Annotated in this window: 15 protein-coding genes and 1 tRNA gene; 7 read left to right on the top strand and 9 right to left on the bottom strand. The window is 63.7% G+C overall.

What is annotated here, in order from left to right; genetic code table 11:
• The 4 genes from G394_RS0108915 (at position 1) to G394_RS0108900 (ending at position 2,470) form a co-directional block, all read left to right on the top strand.
• Positions 1-1,182 (top strand): phosphoglycerate kinase, encoded by a 1,182-nt coding sequence (locus G394_RS0108915; protein ID WP_028577359.1) that lies wholly within the window; start codon positions 1-3, stop codon positions 1,180-1,182.
• Complete coding sequence (gene tpiA / locus G394_RS0108910) at positions 1,179-1,934, top strand: triose-phosphate isomerase (protein WP_028577358.1); 756 nt, start codon at positions 1,179-1,181, stop codon at positions 1,932-1,934. Before G394_RS0108915 ends, tpiA begins: the two co-directional genes overlap by 4 nt.
• An 18-nt stretch (positions 1,935-1,952) precedes the next feature.
• Positions 1,953-2,297 (top strand): preprotein translocase subunit SecG, encoded by a 345-nt coding sequence (secG, locus tag G394_RS0108905; RefSeq protein WP_028577357.1) that lies wholly within the window; start codon positions 1,953-1,955, stop codon positions 2,295-2,297.
• An 88-nt stretch (positions 2,298-2,385) separates the two neighbouring features.
• Positions 2,386-2,470 (top strand) — tRNA-Leu (locus G394_RS0108900).
• A gap of 409 nt (positions 2,471-2,879) precedes the next feature.
• On the opposite strand, the gene G394_RS0108895 is transcribed toward G394_RS0108900, so the two are convergent.
• The gene (locus G394_RS0108895) at positions 2,880-3,788 is read right to left on the bottom strand and encodes a Tim44 domain-containing protein (RefSeq protein WP_051307077.1); all 909 of its coding nucleotides are present in this window, start codon (positions 3,786-3,788) and stop codon (positions 2,880-2,882) included.
• A gap of 378 nt (positions 3,789-4,166) precedes the next feature.
• A complete protein-coding gene (locus G394_RS20160) occupies positions 4,167-6,209 on the bottom strand; it encodes a sensor domain-containing diguanylate cyclase (protein WP_084435490.1) in 2,043 nt (680 codons plus the stop codon).
• A gap of 284 nt (positions 6,210-6,493) precedes the next feature.
• Between G394_RS20160 and G394_RS20155 the strand changes: the two genes are divergently transcribed.
• Positions 6,494-7,654, top strand: a complete 1,161-nt coding sequence (locus G394_RS20155; protein WP_084435488.1) for a sensor domain-containing diguanylate cyclase — start codon at positions 6,494-6,496, stop codon at positions 7,652-7,654.
• A 415-nt stretch (positions 7,655-8,069) separates the two neighbouring features.
• On the top strand, positions 8,070-9,044 hold the full coding sequence (locus G394_RS0108880) for a calcium/sodium antiporter (protein WP_028577355.1): 975 nt from the start codon (positions 8,070-8,072) through the stop codon (positions 9,042-9,044).
• Between the two features lie 86 nt (positions 9,045-9,130).
• On the opposite strand, the gene lplA is transcribed toward G394_RS0108880, so the two are convergent.
• The 4 genes from lplA to G394_RS0108860 form a co-directional block, all read right to left on the bottom strand.
• Entirely contained in the window at positions 9,131-10,108 is a 978-nt protein-coding gene (gene lplA / locus G394_RS0108875) for a lipoate--protein ligase (RefSeq protein WP_028577354.1), read from the bottom strand.
• Between the two features lie 262 nt (positions 10,109-10,370).
• Positions 10,371-11,348: an alpha-ketoacid dehydrogenase subunit beta gene (locus G394_RS0108870; protein ID WP_028577353.1), complete on the bottom strand. Its 978-nt coding sequence runs from the start codon at positions 11,346-11,348 to the stop codon at positions 10,371-10,373.
• Positions 11,349-11,380: 32 nt separating this feature from the next.
• The gene (locus G394_RS0108865) at positions 11,381-12,343 is read right to left on the bottom strand and encodes a thiamine pyrophosphate-dependent dehydrogenase E1 component subunit alpha (RefSeq protein WP_028577352.1); all 963 of its coding nucleotides are present in this window, start codon (positions 12,341-12,343) and stop codon (positions 11,381-11,383) included.
• 94 nt (positions 12,344-12,437) lie between these two features.
• Positions 12,438-12,752, bottom strand: coding sequence for a BON domain-containing protein (locus G394_RS0108860; RefSeq protein WP_028577351.1), 315 nt, complete (start codon positions 12,750-12,752; stop codon positions 12,438-12,440).
• A 424-nt stretch (positions 12,753-13,176) separates the two neighbouring features.
• On the opposite strand from G394_RS0108860, the gene G394_RS0108855 reads away from it, so the two are divergent.
• Complete coding sequence (locus tag G394_RS0108855) at positions 13,177-14,310, top strand: DUF362 domain-containing protein (protein WP_028577350.1); 1,134 nt, start codon at positions 13,177-13,179, stop codon at positions 14,308-14,310.
• Positions 14,311-14,420: 110 nt separating this feature from the next.
• On the opposite strand, the gene G394_RS0108850 is transcribed toward G394_RS0108855, so the two are convergent.
• Genes G394_RS0108850 through G394_RS0108840 form a run of 3 tightly spaced genes read right to left on the bottom strand, consistent with a single transcriptional unit; the run spans position 14,421 to position 16,312 of the window.
• Positions 14,421-14,840 carry an arsenate reductase ArsC gene (locus tag G394_RS0108850; protein ID WP_028577349.1) on the bottom strand — a complete coding sequence of 140 codons (420 nt, stop codon included), beginning with the start codon at positions 14,838-14,840 and terminating at the stop codon, positions 14,421-14,423.
• A gap of 6 nt (positions 14,841-14,846) precedes the next feature.
• The gene (gene arsB / locus G394_RS0108845) at positions 14,847-15,944 is read right to left on the bottom strand and encodes an ACR3 family arsenite efflux transporter (protein WP_028577348.1); all 1,098 of its coding nucleotides are present in this window, start codon (positions 15,942-15,944) and stop codon (positions 14,847-14,849) included.
• A gap of 20 nt (positions 15,945-15,964) precedes the next feature.
• On the bottom strand, positions 15,965-16,312 hold the full coding sequence (locus G394_RS0108840) for an ArsR/SmtB family transcription factor (RefSeq protein ID WP_028577347.1): 348 nt from the start codon (positions 16,310-16,312) through the stop codon (positions 15,965-15,967).
• Between the last annotated feature and the right edge of the window lie 102 nt (positions 16,313-16,414).

Raw genomic sequence — 16,414 nt, 5'->3', positions numbered from 1 at the left:
ATGAGATTTCTGGACGAACTGAATGTCAGCGGCAAGCGCGTCCTCATGCGCGTCGACTACAACGTGCCCCTGAAGGGCGAGACCATCACCGACGACAACCGCATCCGTCAGAGCCTGCCGACCCTGCAGATGGCCCTGGACGGCGGCGCCTCCCTGGTGATCTGCTCCCATTTGGGCCGGCCCAAGGGCGCCCCGGACGCCCAGTTCTCCCTCAAGCCCGTGGCCGCCCGCCTGGCCGAGCTGCTGGGTCGCGAGGTGAAGATGGCTCCGGACTGCATCGGGCCCGAGGTCAGGGCCATGGCCGACGCCCTGAAGCCCGGCGAAGTCCTGCTGCTTGAAAACCTGCGCTTCCATCCCGGCGAGACCAAGAACGACCCCGATTTCAGCCGCGAACTGGCCGGCCTCGGCCAAGTCTACGTCAACGACGCCTTCGGTGCGTCCCACCGGGCCCACGCCTCAGTGGTCGGCGTGACGGAATTTATCGCCGACTGCTGCGGCGGCCTGCTCCTGAAGAAGGAATGGCAGTACTTGGGCGAGGCCCTGAAAGACCCCAAGCGCCCCTTCGTGGCCATCATCGGCGGGGCCAAGGTATCCTCCAAGCTCGGCATCCTGAAGGCCCTCATGGGGCAGGTCGATTCCATGATCGTCGGCGGCGCCATGGCCAACACCTTCCGCAAGGCCCAGGGCTTCGAGGTCGGCACCTCCCTGGTCGAGGACGACCTGCTCGAGGATGCCATGGCCATCATGGTCGAGGCCCGCGAGAAGGGCGTCAAGTTCTACCTGCCCGTGGACTTCATCCTCGGCACAGACCCCAAGGGCGGCATCGCCTCGGGCGTGAAGACCTACCAAGACATTCCCCAGGATGAGATGATCCTCGACACGGGCCCGGCCTCCCACACCCTGTTCGCCGAGGTCATCAAGGACGCCGGGACCGTCATCTGGAACGGCCCCATGGGTGCCTTCGAGAACCCGGCCTTTGCCCAGGGTTCCATCAACCTCTGCCGGGTGGTGGCCGCCATCCCCGCCATGACCATCCTCGGTGGCGGCGACACCAACGTCATCGTGGAGCAGACCAGGCTGACCGAGAAGTTCTCCTTCATTTCGACCGGCGGCGGCTCGTTCCTGGAATTCCTCGAAGGCAAGGAACTGCCGGCCTTCACCGCCCTGGAGAAGAAGTCATGAAGAAGCTCATGGCCGCCAACTGGAAGATGTACAAGACCGTGGCCGAAGGCGCGGCCACGGCCGCGGAACTGGTCGGGCTGCTGGACGGGCGTCTGCCCGCGGACCGCGAGGTCCTGGTCTGTCCGTCCTTCACCATGCTTTCGGCCGTGGCTCCCATCCTTTCCAAGACCCCGGGCTGCAGCGCAGGCGCCCAGAACTTCTACCCTGCCGGGCAGGGCGCCTTCACGGGCGAGATCGCCCCTGAGCAACTGCTGGACCTGGGCTGCGCCTACGCTCTGGCCGGACACTCCGAGCGCAGGCACGTCCTGGGAGAGGGTGACGAGCTTGTCGGGCGGAAGGTGACCTTCGGCCTGGGCGCGGGCCTGCGGATGATCCTGTGCGTCGGCGAGACCATCGAGGAGCGCAGGGCCGGGCAGGTCGAGACGGTGCTGGCGCGGCAGCTGGAGAAGGGCCTGGAGGGCGTGCTCGGCACAGCCACGGCCGGGAACCTGGCAGTGGCCTATGAGCCGGTCTGGGCCATCGGCACGGGCGAGGTCGCCGGACCGGCCGAGATTTTGGCCGCCCATGCCTTTGTGCGCGAAAAACTCGTGGCCCTGCTGCCGACCGAGGGCGCATCCGTGCGTATCCTCTACGGGGGTTCCGTCAAGCCCGACAACGCCGGAATCATCATCCGCCTTGACAATGTGGACGGTGTACTGGTAGGCGGCGCAAGTCTCAAAGCCGACAGCTTCAGCCAGATCGTTCTGGCTTAAATATTAGGAGGAATCCCCTTGAACGCCCTGATAATCACCATTCACGTCATTGCCTGTGTCACCCTTGTCGTCCTCGTCCTGCTGCAGTCCGGCAAAGAGGGCATGGGAGTCATCTTCGGCGGTGGCGGCGGGTCCCTGTTCGGGGCCACGGGCGCGGGAGGCCTGCTCGGCAAACTGACCGCCGGCGCAGCGACCGTGTTCTTCCTGACTTCCATGGTCTTCACGTATATCAGCACCCAGCAGCACGTGGCTCCCAAGGAGTCCATCGTCATCGACATGCCCGTGACCCAGATCCCGGCCACCCAGGACGCCGCCCCCGCGGCCCCGGCCGAGCAGCCTGCCGCTCCGGAGCAGAAACAGTAAAAAAAGTGCTGGACAAACCGAAGAGGCATGGCTAAAGACTGCTTCTCCGGTTTGCGGGATGAAGTTTCGCAAATCTGATAGGTTAGATGTCGAAGTGGTGGAATTGGTAGACACGCTATCTTGAGGGGGTAGTGGGGTATCCCGTGGGGGTTCGAGTCCCCCCTTCGACACCAAAAAACGGATAAGCCGCTGAAGTGAAAGCTCCTGCGGCTTTTTCTATGCATGGGGGTTGAATTTCCTGTGGTTACTTCTCCCGCGATTCCGTCCCCTTCCTGGGCGCTCTGAAGCACTGGCGCATATGGCTTGGCCGCTTTGCTGGACAGGGACGGACCCATATGCGTACGCACGAACGAAAGCCCTGGAGTCACAAGCTCCGGGGCTTTCGCGTGTGGAGGCCCTGATGATCGACACACGGGCCGTGATACTTCCCCTGCCGTTGGTGGCCGGCATCCTCGGCTGAAACACGACGTGTCATCTTGATCTCTTTCTCGAGTCCACCTGCCTTGCCGTCGGGTGCTGCAGACGGAAAAACGCCCGGGGCATTGGCCATGCCAATGCCCCGGGCGTGTGCCAGGCAGGGCGCTACACCGTCAGTTGCTGGATGCCCTCCAGGGTCCACTGGGGGGACTGGTCGCTTTCGTCGCGTCGGATGTGCCAGACTTCCCTGACCTGCTCCGCCGGGGAGCCTTCGCCGTCCTCGCGCAGCATGGCGTCGAAGAGCACACTGATGACGGTTTCGGTCCCTGCGTTGCGGGCCTCCAGTACGCGCGCCTCGACCATGAGGATTTCCGTGCGCCCGGGCGCAGGGTCGAGCGCTGCCTGGCGTGCGATCTCGCCGTACACTTCCGGGCTCGTGAACTGGCGGATGTCGTCGATGTCCCGACGGTCCCAGGATGCCTGCAGGCGGGTGTACAGGGCCTTCGCCCCGGCCAGGAATTCCTGCTCGTCCAGGCCGTGGGGCATGACGGGCCGCGGCGGCGCCTGCGCTTCGAAGCGCTGCTGGCCCCATCCGCCATGAGAGCCGGGGTTCCGGGCTTCTTCATGTCCGGCGTAGGCATAGGGCGCGGAATTTGCCGTGGCCGCCCGGCGGGATTTTAGGAACTTGAACAGCAGAAACCCGCCCATGGCCAGGAGAAGCATGTCGAGCATGCCCGGGCCTGCGAATCCGCCGCCGAAAAGCATGGAGCCGATGAGGCCGCCCATGAGCAGGCCACCGAACATGCCGCCGAGGCCGCCGAAGCGGGACGGGCTGTTCGGTGCAGCCTGCTTGGCCATGGTCGGGGAGTCCTTGGAAGGGGAAGCCTGCTTGTTGTAGCCGCTGCTGTACGACGGTTTGCTGCCGAAGGACCCGCCTCCGCCCATGCGTTTTGCGTCGGCCAGGTCTGGCCAGGTGAAAAGTAGAAAGGCCAGGGCGATAAGGGGGAAAAAGAGATAGGCTGTTCTTGTATGCGCGACGGCCGCGCAAGATGGAGAAAGAGAATCGGTCTTCATGGAACCTCCTGATTTGGCTGGAGGTCATCCAAAAAAAAGACCTCCAGCATGGTTGATCATGCTGAAGGTCTGGCTCATCGGTTGATTCCGACGGCAAGGCCAAGCGCTTTCGCGCCAGTATTGTTGACCTTGCCACTGGGAGCTACTCCCCTTCAAAACCATAAATATTGTGCATGGAGGCACATTGTCAAGAATAATTCCGATCGTAGCGCTCCGGAATCGGGGCGGAAGCCCGTCAAACAGACTGTGCGGAAGGATGTATCCAGTCACGCTCTTTCATCGCCATATTCCATGCCGGACAGGCGATGGCCGTCTCCGTTTGTCACTGGCCGTCTTCCGGCGGCCGCAATGGCCGGGCTGACCACGTGCCGCGCGGCGTCACTGCCGGCTTACGGCTTCATCCGGCCGGGGGCTGTCGCAGGCCCGGACCACGGTGCGGTTCCGTCCCAGGGCCTTGGCCTGGTAGCAGGCTGCGTCGGCGACGGAGAAGAATTCGTCGACGCTGATCTTGGCGCCTTGCAGGGCGGCGATGCCGATGCTTACGGTGAAGGCCAGTTCCTTGTCGCCAAAGGTGAAGCGTCCTTGCGCGATGACGGTCCGGATCTTTTCGAGCACCGCCCGGGCAGTCTCCTGGCCCGTGTTGGGCAGCAGGATCGCGAATTCCTCTCCGCCGATCCGTCCGACGGTGTCCGAGGAGCGAAGGCGCGAGGTCAGCGTGTTCGCCAGGTATTTCAGGGCGGCGTCCCCGGCCGCGTGGCCGTAGGTGTCGTTGATGCGCTTGAAGTGGTCCGCGTCCAGGAGCACCAGGCACAAGGGTTGGCGCAGGCGCGTCGCCTCGGTGATTTCCGCCTCGGCCCGGCCCATGAAGCAGCGCCGGTTCCAAAGGCCCGTCAGTTCGTCCGTGGCGGCCAGTAACCGGAGCTTTTCTTCGGCCATGATCTTGATGGTCACATCCTTGAAACTCCACAGCCAGCCCGTGACGCTGCCGTCCTCGAGCAGCGGCCGGGCGCTTTGTTCGAGGATGATCCCCGTTTTCAGGTGGATCAGCTGGCTGTCCCGGTCCTTGTGGCGTGTTTCGAGTACGCTGTCGGCGGACTCGGGCAGGACGGCCCCTCTGACGTGCTCGATGACGAGGGCGCTCAGTCCCCCGCCGACATGCTCGTCCCGGAGGTTCCACAGTTCGAGGAAGCGCTGGTTGTAGTGCGTGATCCTGTCCTGATCGTCCAGGACCAGCAGGCCGTCGCTGGTCGTCTCCAGGATGAGCCGCAGCTCCGTGGCCTTGCGCCGGAGAGAGGACTGGGTCATCCCTTCGATGCTGTCCGCGATGGAAGCCAGTTCGGCGTTGGAAATGGACGGCGGCTTTCTGCCCGCCTCCCTGCCCGCCGTGATGTCGGCTATGCGCCGTTTGAGGGTCATGAACGGCTCGACGAAGCGCCACTCGTACGCCTTGAGCTGCAGAAGCCCCAGCAGCAGCGTGACCAGGGCCGTCGCCGACACGGTCAGCGCGATCCTGCCTCTGATCGGGGCCATGACCTCGTCCCGGTCCACGGCGGATATGATGATCCAGTCGTTGATGTTGAGCCGGGTGAAATACGCCATCCGGATTCCGGTTCCGGGCAAGTCGTATTCGATATAGCCGGTATCGGCCTTCATCAGCTCCATGGCCCCGGGGACAATGTCCCCGATTTTGTGGTCTAGGTACCCGTTCTCGTTGTTGTGGATGAGGATCTGCCCCCCGGCATTGACGACGAAGTTCGACTGGCTGCTGAAGGATTTGATATTGTTGAGCATCCCGTCCATGCTGGACAGGGTGCTATCGACGGAGACGACGCCGCGCAGGCCGTTGGCGTCGGAAAAGGCCGATGATATGGCGACGAGCCACTCCTGGTCGACGATGTCCCGATAGGGCAGGCCGATGGTCATTTTGGGCCAGCTTTCGACCGCGGCGACGTACCAGGGCCGGACCCTCGGATCGTAGCCATCGGGCGGGATGTAGCCGTTGATCAGCAGTTCTCCGCCTGCATAGCCTGCATAACAGTACTTCACGTTCGGGTTGGATAGCTCGACGAAACGGAAGTAGGTCCGGGCGCGTTCCCTGGATTCCTCGCCGCTTGTGTCGCCATGCACGACATCGGGGGTGGCGGCCATGATCCGTACCGCGGCCGCCAGGCCTTCGAGGTGGGCCTCGACGTAGGACGAAATCTGCCTGTTCGCGCCGGTGATCCGTTCGCGCGCGCTGTCCATGCCCGCGCGGTAGATGCCCATGGACTGCATGGAAACGACGACGACGGCTATCGCCGCCAGGCAGAACAGGCCGATGAGGAACATTTCCCTGCGAATCGTCTGCCTGCCGCTGTACGTGGAGTCCGGGGCCGGGGCGGTGGAGCGTCGTGATAGAAGTTGCTTCAGATGGGTGATCATGTTTGGGATGGTCCGGACGTGCGTGGTAGGCCTTGTGGTAACCGTGTCCGCTTTGTCGTAGCTGCCGGGGATATCAGCAAGAGTTCATTCTTACAAGGCGCGATTCGATGTTCTGTCGATGCCGAGCGGACGGGCCTCCCAGTGGCGTGCGGGCATTGATGGGTGAGGGAAGTAGGGGTTTCGGCTTTACCTGTACTGTCAGTCCGTATATTTTGCGCCCATGGTGATCGGATACGCTTTCGGCAGCCGGACAATCGGCGTTTTCGGAGTTTCGAGGTGAGGATATGAGTACGCAGAGCTCGGACTGGCGGATGGTCGCGGAGAAGCAATCCCAGATGAGGAAGAAGGCCGAGGACGCCCTGGTGGAGATGCGGCGCTTTCTCTTCGACTATTTCTATCTGCTCGGACCCGATCCCATCAGGAACATCGACGTTGTCGTCACCACGCTGGGAAAGGTCCTCGGTTCAGACGTGGCGTTCTACAACCGGCTCGAAGGCGGTGTGCTCAGGACGTGGTCCATCGATCATGAACCTCCTGGCTTCAAGCGGGAAGACGCCCCGGAAGGCCATATCTGCTACGACATGACCATCTCGCACCGCGACCCGTCCAACATGAAGGCCGTTGTCCTCAACGACCTGGAGGGCACGGAATGGGCAACGCTGGACGCCAACGTCAGGCAGTACGGCCTGAAATCCTACCTGGGCTTCCCTATCCAGCTGGAAGGCAGGGTGGTCGGGTCGCTGTGCGTCGTCGACACCCGCAAGCGCGAATACACGGAGATCGAGCAGTACATCATCGAGGCCTTTTCGTCCGCCATCCGCCTGGAGGAGGAACGTCTCCTGACCCAGAACCGCCTCGCCGCGGCCAACGCGGCCCTTGAGGAGAAAAACCGCAAGATCGAGGAGATGGCGCTGACGGACTTCCTGACCGGGCTGCCGAATCGCCGGGCCATCATCGACTGTCTGGACACGGAGATCGCCGCGCTGAACCGCAGAAGGCACGCCGCGCAGGTCCGCGCCGTCTTTCCCGGTTTTTCTCTTGTCATGTGCGATGTCGACAATTTCAAGGACATAAACGACACTTTCGGCCATGTCTGCGGCGACGAGGTTCTCAAGGTCATCTCGACGCTTCTGACGAACAGCCTGCGCGCCCAGGACAGGGTCGCGCGCTGGGGCGGGGAGGAGTTCGTCATGCTGCTCAAGGATACGGATGCCCCAGGGGCCGCCGTGATCGCCGAGCGCATCCGCAAGGCCATTGCGGACACCCCCTTTTCGTGCGGCGGCGAGTCTTTCCGGGTCACCGCGACCTTCGGCGTCAGCGCCTGTGAGAATCCGTGCATGACCATCAACGATTGCGTCCATGTCGCCGACAAGGCGTTGTACGTGGGCAAGGACAAGGGGCGAAATCAGGTCGTCGTGTTGCCCTTGGAGACTTCGTGTGGGTGACGGTTCGCTCTTCTGGGTGTCATCGCGTCTCTTTTTGCCATGATCTTCGTATGTGGGACGGATTGCCCGCAATGCGGGGGGGATGCGGGAGCCGGGCCTTGACGGGGAAGTGGGGGAGATGTAAACTTATTTTTTTCGAAGGGGAGTAGCTCCTCCAGGCAAGGTCAACAACACCGGCGCTTCCGCGCTTGGCCTTGCCGTCGGATCACACCGATGAGCAAGACCTTCAGCACCGAACCGTGCTGGAGGTCTTTTTTTTGGACCTTCGGCCAAGACCCGGAGGTCTCATGAAAAAGAACCGTTTCCTGCCGTCTTCGCCATCCCCGAGGGGTGGCCTCATCCAGGATTCAGACGTCCAAACCGGGCGTTGTCCCATCGTGAGCGGGGGCTTCACGCACCCCGGGAGGGACTGCGCATGATCACCCCGATTCTCGCCGTCGTGTTCGGCCTCGCCCTGCTGGTCTGGAGCGCCGAGCGTTTTGTGGACGGGGCGGCCTCCGCGGCAAGCCGCCTCGGCATGCCGTCGCTGCTCATCGGCATGGTCATCGTCGGCTTCGGCACGTCCGCGCCGGAGATGGTCGTCTCGGCGCTGTCGGCGAGCCAGGGCAACCCCGGAATCGCCTTGGGCAACGCCTTTGGCTCGAACATCACCAACATCGCCCTCATCCTCGGCCTGACCGCCGTCATTCGGCCCGTGATGGTGCATTCACGCGTGCTGCGCACGGAATTGCCGATCCTGACGGCCGTGACCGTCTTCGCCGCGTGGCAGCTCATGGACGGGGAGGTCTCGCGTGGCGATGCCGTGACGCTCCTGGCCGTCTTCGGCGGGCTCATGGCCTGGACCGTTTGGCAGGGACTGCGCCGGCAGACCGATGCCCTGGGTCTGGAGATGGAGCAGGAGATGAGGCGCCCAATGCCCCTGCGCCGCGCCCTGACCTGGCTGGCGGTCGGGCTTGTCCTGCTCGTGGCCAGTTCGCGCATCCTGGTCTGGGGAGCGGTGGAACTGGCCCGCGGTTTCGGGGTCAGCGACATGATCATCGGCCTGACCATCGTCGCCGTGGGCACGTCCCTGCCCGAACTGGCCTCGTCCATCGTCGCCGCGCGCAAGGGCGAGGACGACATCGCCCTGGGCAACATCCTCGGCTCGAACCTCTTCAACACCCTGGCCGTGGTCGGCATCGCCGGGTCCATCTCCCCCCTGCGCGTCGGTCCGGAGGTCTTCTCCCGCGACATCCTGGTCATGGCCGGCCTGACCTTTTCCCTCTTCGTCATGGGCTACGGCTTTCGCGGCCCGGGCCAGGGGCGCATCAACCGTTTCGAGGGCACGATCCTGCTGGCCTGCTACGTCGGTTACGTGTCCGTGCTGATCCGCAGCGTGCTGCTGGGCTGACGGCCCTGCCTGCCTGCTGCGCGACACCCAAACGGTCGCGTAGCGGGCAGGGCCTTGAATTTCCGCTCCCCGTGCTCCGGTCGATTTCAGAACAGGCAGTCGATGAATGTCCCCGAGTCCACGTCGCGGATGAATTCCCCCACGCTCACCCCTTCAAGGGCTGCCTCGATGTCCGCGCGTTCGTGTCGGCGGCCGGCCAGGAGGGCCTCCAGTTCGGCCACCGGGCGGACGCCGAAGAAGTCCCCGAAGATGCGGGCGCGGCGGATGCGGCCCTGATGCACGTCCAGATGGATCTCCACCAGCCCGCCAGCAGTCTTGCGGCATTGGGCGATGCCGTAGTCCGGCGAGGCGCCGAAGTTCCAGTCCCAGGTGCCGTATTTGGTGCGCACCAGTTCGCGGATTCCCGCCTCCTCGTCGGGGCGCAGGCCCAGGGCGTGGCCGGGCGCGCCGCCGGAGACGTGGTCCATGACGCGGGCGATGAAGGTCTCGACGTCCATGGGCTCCGGCAGGTGGCTCGAAATGTTCGTGACCCGCTTCTTGACGCTCTTGACCGCCTTGTCCTCGAACTTGAGCGGGTTGGCCTTGAGGGCGCCGGACAGGTCGGCCATCTGGGCCGAGAAGAGCAGGGTGCCGTGGTGCAGGACGCGGTCCTTCTCGATGAGCTGGGCGTTGCCCGAGAACTTGAGGCCGTCGATGGTCAGGTCGTTGCGGCCCTCGAACCGGCAGTCCACGCCCATGGCCCGCAGGGCTTCGAGGATGGGGGCCGTGAATCGGTGGAAGTCCAGGTGCCTGCTCTGGCTGCCGAGCTGGATGAAGGAGAAGTTGACGTTGCCCAGGTCGTGGAACACGGCCCCGCCGCCGGTCATGCGGCGGATGACCGTGATGTCGTGCTCGCGCACGTAGGCCTCGTCGATCTCGGCGGCGGTGTTCTGGTTGCGCCCGACGATGACCGCCCGGTGGTTGCGCCAGAGCATGAAGATGTCCTGGTCCGTGTTGCGCAGCAGCCATTCCTCGGCGGCGAGGTTAAAGGCCGGGTCAGTTTGGGGGTGGTGGATGTAACGCATGGGTGCTCCTTGTTTCGCAGGTGCCCATCAAACGCGATGCCTGGCGGGTTTGTCCAGTCGGATGTTTCCGCTTCGCCCCGCGCGCAAGAAATCCTGTCGGTGCGGACCCACGGCCGTGCCGGCAGCGGTGACGGGCCAGCACGCGCAAAGGCCGGCAACGCGATGAAGCGTAATGCCGGCCTTTGTGCGTCTCATCGTTCCGACCCGCGGGGCATGACCGCGGTGCGGCCTGCTCCCCGGTCGGGGAGGATGTCCGGGGACTTCAGACGATTTCCTTCACTGCCGCGATCAGCTGCCCTTGGTCCGGGATGAAGAAGCGCTCCAAGGGCGGGCTGGCCGGGACCGGGATGTCCGGGCCGGTCACGCGCCGCAGGGGGGCCTTCAGGCTGTCGAAGGCCTGTTCCATGACCACCGCCGCCACCTCCCCGGCGAAACCGCCCGTGCGGCAGGCCTCGTGCAGGACGACCAGTCGGCCGGTCTTGCGCACCGAGGCGAGGATGGTCTCCGTGTCCAGGGGGGACAGGGTGCGCAGGTCCACGACCTCGGCTTCGATCCCCTCGGCGGCCAGCGTCTCGGCCGCGCCCATGGCCACGCCGAGCATCTTGGACCAGGTGACCACGGTCACGTCCCGGCCAGGCCGCTTGACGTCGGCCTGGCCGATGGGGATCAGGTATTCGCCTTCGGGAACCGGCCCCGGCGCGAAGTAGAGCATCATGTCTTCGATGAAGACTACGGGGTTGGGGTCCCGGATGGCGGACTTGAGCAGCCCCTTGGCGTCGGCCGGCGTCGCGGGCATGACCACCTTCAGGCCGGGGCAGTGGGCAACCCAGGCCTCCAGGTTGTGGGCGTGCTGGCACCCGGCGCCGAAACCCGCCCCGGATTTCATGCGCACCACCAGCGGGAAGGACGACTTGCCCCCAGAAAGATAGCGCAGCTTGGCGGCGTGGTTGACGATCATGTCCGAGGCCAGGGTGAAAAACGGGTTGAACATGATCTCCACGACAGGCCTGAGCCCCGCTTCCGCCGCCCCCACGGCAAGCCCGGCGATGGCCGCTTCCGAAACAGGGGTGTCCTTGACGCGGGCCGGTCCGAACTCCGCCAGCAGTCCGTGCGTAGGGAGCATGGGGCTGTCGTGGATGCTTACGCCGACGCCCTCGCCGGCGATGAAGACGCCCGAGTCCCGGATCATTTCTTCGCGCAGGGCCTGGTTCACGGCCTGTCCCATCCCGAGTTTCTGCATGCTGCGACTCCTTCGTGTGCGTTCCGGTTTTTTCAGGCGAAGACGTCTTCGAGGGCCTCGTGGGGCTCGGGGAAGGGGCTCTCCTCTGCGAAGCGGATGGCTTCCTGTACGACGGCCTCGGCGCGGGCCTCCATCGCCCTGACCTCGTCCGCGGTGATGAGGCCTTCGGCGAGCATGTCGGCGCGCAGCCTGGGGATGGGGCATGCGGCCTGCCAGCGGGCTATCTCGTCCTTGGGCTGGTAGATCTGCATGTCGTTTTCGCCGTGGCCCCGCCAGCGGTAGGTCTTGTATTCGATCAGGGTCGGGCCCTTCCCGGCCAGGGCCCGCTCCCGGGCCTTCTTGACCGAATCGTGGACCGCCAGGGCGTCGTTGCCGTCGACTACCACGCCGGGCATGGCGTACCCGGCCGCGCGGTCGGCGATGTTGGCGGCCCTGGTGTGCTCCTCGTAACGCTGGGCGCCGGCGTAGACGTTGTTTTCGCAGACGAAGACGACCGGCAGGCGCCACACGCTGGCCAGGTTCATGGCCTCGTGTACGGAGCCCTCGTTGGCCGCGCCGTCGCCGATGAAGCAGACGGTCACGCGTTGTTCGCCCCGGTACTGCTGGGCAAAGGCCCGGCCCACGGCGATGGGTGGGCCCCCGCCGACCACGGTGGTGGTGCAGGGCGCGTTGACCTCGGGTACGGCCAAGTGCAGCGTGCCGCTCTTGCCCTTGTTGCACCCCGTCCTCTTGCAGAAGATTTCGGCCATCAGCAGCTTCGGGTCCGCACCCTTGGCCAGCAGGTGGCTGTGGCTGCGGTGGTTGGTGATGATGACATCCTCAGCCGCCAGGGCGGCGCACACCCCGGCGCCGACGGCCTCCTGGCCCGTGCACAGAATCATCATCCCCGGGATCTTGTTCTTGATCATGCACAGCTCCGTCAGCGCTTCCTCGAATTTTCGGGCCAGGAGCATGGAACGGAGCATTTCCAGCTTTTTCTCTTTGGATGCCGGCATGTGTTCTCCTCTTTTCGCGCGGAAGCCGGCAACGGCCCGGCAGCCACATCGCGTGCTGCCGGGCTGTCCGGCGTGTGGGGGCCGCAGCCGGAGGTCATTTGACCACGAGGTCATTCTTGACCGACTTCACCCCCTCGACGCCGCGGGCGACCTTGCCCGCCTTGGTGACGCTGGCCGCCGAATCGACAAAGCCGCTCAACTGCACGACGCCCTTGAACGTGACCACCGTGATCTGCAGCGTCTTCAGGGATTCTTCGGCGAATATGGCGGCCTTGACCTTGGTTGTGATGGCGGAATCGTCAATGTACTGCCCCGTGCTTTCGCGCGTCTTTGTTCCGGCGCAGCCCACGAAAGACGCGACCAGCAGCATGCACAGCATGATTTTCATGATCTTCAGACAATTTTTCATAGTGTAGCCTCCGTTATTTCAGTGTGGTGTTGCAAACCCGTATTGCCGAATCGCACCGCATCGGCACGTCGAAGTCCGAAACGAATCTCCGGGCGATGGGGCCTTGGGGCTATTGTCGCGTGTGGCGTCTCGTGGCCCGCACGAGCCATGGTCAGCTGACAGCGCCTACCCCGTGGACAAAAGCGGTAGAGTCAACGATACGTAATTCTTCGCCTCATATCAACATTTCCCGGAGAACGACATCCATGCCGCGCAGGTCGGGTGGTCGATGAGGGCGGCGCGCCGTCGCGGCTCTTTTGGGCTTTGATTTTTTCAGCGCAGTGCGTGAAAACGGCAGACACGAGATCGGGCGAGAGCGGGGTGCCTCCCCAGCGGATGCGCCCGGCGTCCCGTGCAATCAACCTGGAAAAAAGGATGCATGACAATGGAGAAAGCGAAGGTTTATTTTACCGATTTCCGTACGGTGGCCTTTGGCGACGGCCTGCCCACCAAGCTCAAGAAGATGATCAGGAAAGCCGGCATCGGGGAGATCGACATGGACGGGAAGTTCGTGGCCATCAAGCTGCATTTCGGCGAACTGGGCAACATCAGCTACCTGCGTCCCAACTACGCCAAGGCCGTGGCCGACGTGGTCAAGGAACTGGGCGGCAAGCCGTTTCTGACGGACTGCAACACCATGTACCCGGGAAAGCGCAAGAACGCCCTGGACCATCTGGAGTGCGCCTGGGAAAACGGATTCACGCCGCTCTCCGTCGGTTGCCCCGTCCTCATCGGCGATGGGCTCAAGGGGACCGACGATATCGCCGTGCCCGTGGCAGGCGGGGAGTACGTGAAGGAGGCCAAGATCGGGCGTGCCGTCATGGACGCCGACGTGTTCATCAGCCTGACGCACTTCAAGGGCCACGAGATGATCGGGTTCGGCGGGACCATCAAGAACATCGGCATGGGCTGCGGTTCCCGGGCCGGCAAGACCGAGCAGCACAGCGGCGGCAAGGCCTCAATCGACGAGGCCAAGTGCCGGGGCTGCATGGCCTGCCTGAAGGAATGCGCCAACGACGGGCTCTTTTTCGACGCCGAGGCCAAAAAGATGCGCGTCAACGAGGACAACTGCGTCGGCTGCGGCCGCTGCCTCGGGGCGTGTAATTTCGACGCCATCGCGTTCACGAACTTCGCGGCCAACGAACTCCTGAACCGGCGCATGGCGGAATACACCAAGGCGGTCGTGGACGGCCGTCCGTGCTTCCACATTTCCCTGATCGTCGACGTCTCGCCCTTCTGCGATTGTCACGGGGAAAACGACGTGCCCATCCTGCCCAATCTGGGCATGTTCGCCTCCTTCGACCCGCTGGCCCTGGACCAGGCCTGCGTGGACGCTTGCATGAAGGCCAAGCCGCTCCCAGGGAGCCATCTCTTCGAGAACATGTCGAGGCCCGACTTCCTTGACCATCACGATCACTTCAAAAACTCCACGCCGCAATCGGAATGGCGCTCCTGCCTGGAGCATGCCGAGAAGATCGGGCTGGGCACCCGGGAGTACGAGCTGATCGTCGTCAAATGAACTGAGCGAAATGGATGCGGGGCGCCCATGCGTTTGCCTGGGCGCCCCGCTTTTTTGAACCTGCGCGCATCCCTGCCGCCTGCGGCGTCGCGGGGTGCTTTCTCTGCGGATCAATCCAGAGAGCCGGGCAATCCGCTCACGAACTCCCGGATCTCATCGCGCACCCGGCGGTAGACGGACAGGATCTCCTCTTCGTCCGTCATGCCGGCGCACAGGCTCGGCGGGTCGTCGAAGCCGCGGTGCACCCGGCGTACCTGTCCCGGAAAGATGGGGCACGTTTCGCTAGCGTGCCCACACAGCGTGACCACCACGTCGAACCCCAGGCCCGTCAGGTCGTCCAGGGTCTTGGACGAGTGGCCGGACATGTCCACTCCCGCCTCCTCCATCACGCGCATGGCGTAAGGGTTCAGGCCGTGGCGCACGATGCCGGCCGAGCTGGCCTCGATCACGCCCTTTTTCAGACGCCTGGCCCACCCTTCGGCCATCTGGCTGCGGCAGGAGTTGCCGGTGCATAAGAAGAGAATGCGCATGGAACCTCAGGCTTCGGGTTTGACCCGCACGTGACAGACTCCTTGCAGGGTGCCTACGGCGTGGGGGAAGTACTTTTCCTTGAAACGCAGGGCCACGCCGACCAGGGCGATGAGGACCGGCACCTCGACCAAGGGGCCGATGACCGCGGCGAAGGCCTGGCCGGAATTGATGCCGAAGACGGCGATGGCCACGGCGATGGCCAGTTCGAAGTTGTTGGAGGCCGCCGTGAAGCTGAGTGTCGTGGACTGCTCGTAGGTCGCCCCGGCCTTGGCCGAGAGATAGAAGGACATAAGGAACATGACCAGGAAGTAGATCGTCAGGGGGATGGCCACCCGCACCACGTCCATGGGCAGCTGCACGATGTACTCGCCCTTGAGGGAGAACATGACCAGAATGGTGAACAGGAGGAAAATGAGCGTGAAGGGGCTGATCTTGGGGATGAAGACCTTCTCGTACCAGTCCTTGCCCTTGGTCTTCAGACCCACAAAACGTGTGATCATGCCGCCCAGGAAGGGAATGCCCAGGTAGATGAAGACGCTCTCGGCGATCTGGCCCATGGAGATGTCCACCTCCATGCCCTTGAGGCCGAACCAGCCGGGCAAGATCGTGATGAAGACCCAGGCGTAGACCGAGAAGAAGAGGACCTGGAAGATGGAGTTGAAGGCCACCAGACCCGCGCAGTACTCAGTGTCGCCCTTGGCCAGGTCGTTCCAGACGATGACCATGGCGATGCAGCGGGCCAGGCCGATGAGGATCAGGCCGACCATGTATTCCGGGTAGCCGGACAGCAGGCCGATGGCCAGCAGGAACATCAGAATGGGGCCGATGACCCAGTTCTGGACCAGGGACAGGGCCAGAACGCGGCCGTTGCGGAAAACGTGTCCGAGTTCCTCGTATTTCACCTTGGCTAGGGGCGGGTACATCATGATGATGAGGCCGATGGCGATGGGAATGTTGGTGGTCCCGACCTGGAAGGCGCCCACGACGTCCTTCACGCCCGGCGCCAGATAGCCCAGCCCCACGCCGACGAACATGGCCAGGAAGATCCAGAGGGTCAGGTAGCGGTCCAGGAAGGACAGTTTGCGGATGACGGATTCGGTCATGAGAGCCTCTCTACGGGTTGTCAGTCACAGGATTGTGACGGTTTGACGGCAAGATAGGCGAAATAGCGTTTGTCATCCTCCCGGCACGCGGCGATCAGGGGGAGTTCTTCCCGGAGGATGTCCGCTATACGCATTTGGAGGGACGGAACCGGGTCGAGGAGGACGTAGTGCATCCATTTCCCGCTGCGGCGGGCCTTGACCCAGCCCGCGTTCTTCAGCGTGGCGAGATGCCGCGATATGGTCGACTGCGGGATGCCCAGTGCTTCCATCAGGTCGCAGACACAGAGTTCGCCGTGGCGCAGCAGCGATACGATGCGCAGACGGGTGGGGTCGGAGAGGGCTTTGAGAATTTCGGCGGTGCGTTCCATGGCTTTAACATATCCGCATAAGCGAATATGTCAATATCAGCCGTATTCGGGAATTCGGTGGAACGGCGCTGATCGGGAGGCGAAGAGTCTGTGGAGCGTGTT

Origin of the sequence: Desulfomicrobium escambiense DSM 10707 (assembly GCF_000428825.1) — a bacterium.
Lineage (GTDB): Bacteria > Desulfobacterota > Desulfovibrionia > Desulfovibrionales > Desulfomicrobiaceae > Desulfomicrobium > Desulfomicrobium escambiense.
The sequence above is the reverse complement of the archived record's forward strand: the minus strand, read 5'-3'. Positions and strand labels throughout refer to the sequence as shown.

What these genes read in the sequence shown, in the direction of transcription:
- G394_RS0108840 (WP_028577347.1), bottom strand. Translation starts at nt 16,312, where the DNA reads ATGGAACGCACCGCCGAAATTCTCAAAGCCCTCTCCGACCCCACCCGT.
- arsB (WP_028577348.1), bottom strand. Translation starts at nt 15,944, where the DNA reads ATGACCGAATCCGTCATCCGCAAACTGTCCTTCCTGGACCGCTACCTG.
- G394_RS0108870 (WP_028577353.1), bottom strand. Translation starts at nt 11,348, where the DNA reads ATGCAGAAACTCGGGATGGGACAGGCCGTGAACCAGGCCCTGCGCGAA.
- G394_RS0108855 (WP_028577350.1), top strand. Translation starts at nt 13,177, where the DNA reads ATGGAGAAAGCGAAGGTTTATTTTACCGATTTCCGTACGGTGGCCTTT.
- tpiA (WP_028577358.1), top strand. Translation starts at nt 1,179, where the DNA reads ATGAAGAAGCTCATGGCCGCCAACTGGAAGATGTACAAGACCGTGGCC.
- G394_RS0108880 (WP_028577355.1), top strand. Translation starts at nt 8,070, where the DNA reads ATGATCACCCCGATTCTCGCCGTCGTGTTCGGCCTCGCCCTGCTGGTC.
- lplA (WP_028577354.1), bottom strand. Translation starts at nt 10,108, where the DNA reads ATGCGTTACATCCACCACCCCCAAACTGACCCGGCCTTTAACCTCGCC.
- G394_RS20160 (WP_084435490.1), bottom strand. Translation starts at nt 6,209, where the DNA reads ATGATCACCCATCTGAAGCAACTTCTATCACGACGCTCCACCGCCCCG.
- G394_RS0108850 (WP_028577349.1), bottom strand. Translation starts at nt 14,840, where the DNA reads ATGCGCATTCTCTTCTTATGCACCGGCAACTCCTGCCGCAGCCAGATG.
- G394_RS0108865 (WP_028577352.1), bottom strand. Translation starts at nt 12,343, where the DNA reads ATGCCGGCATCCAAAGAGAAAAAGCTGGAAATGCTCCGTTCCATGCTC.
- G394_RS0108915 (WP_028577359.1), top strand. Translation starts at nt 1, where the DNA reads ATGAGATTTCTGGACGAACTGAATGTCAGCGGCAAGCGCGTCCTCATG.
- G394_RS20155 (WP_084435488.1), top strand. Translation starts at nt 6,494, where the DNA reads ATGAGTACGCAGAGCTCGGACTGGCGGATGGTCGCGGAGAAGCAATCC.
- G394_RS0108895 (WP_051307077.1), bottom strand. Translation starts at nt 3,788, where the DNA reads ATGAAGACCGATTCTCTTTCTCCATCTTGCGCGGCCGTCGCGCATACA.
- G394_RS0108860 (WP_028577351.1), bottom strand. Translation starts at nt 12,752, where the DNA reads ATGAAAAATTGTCTGAAGATCATGAAAATCATGCTGTGCATGCTGCTG.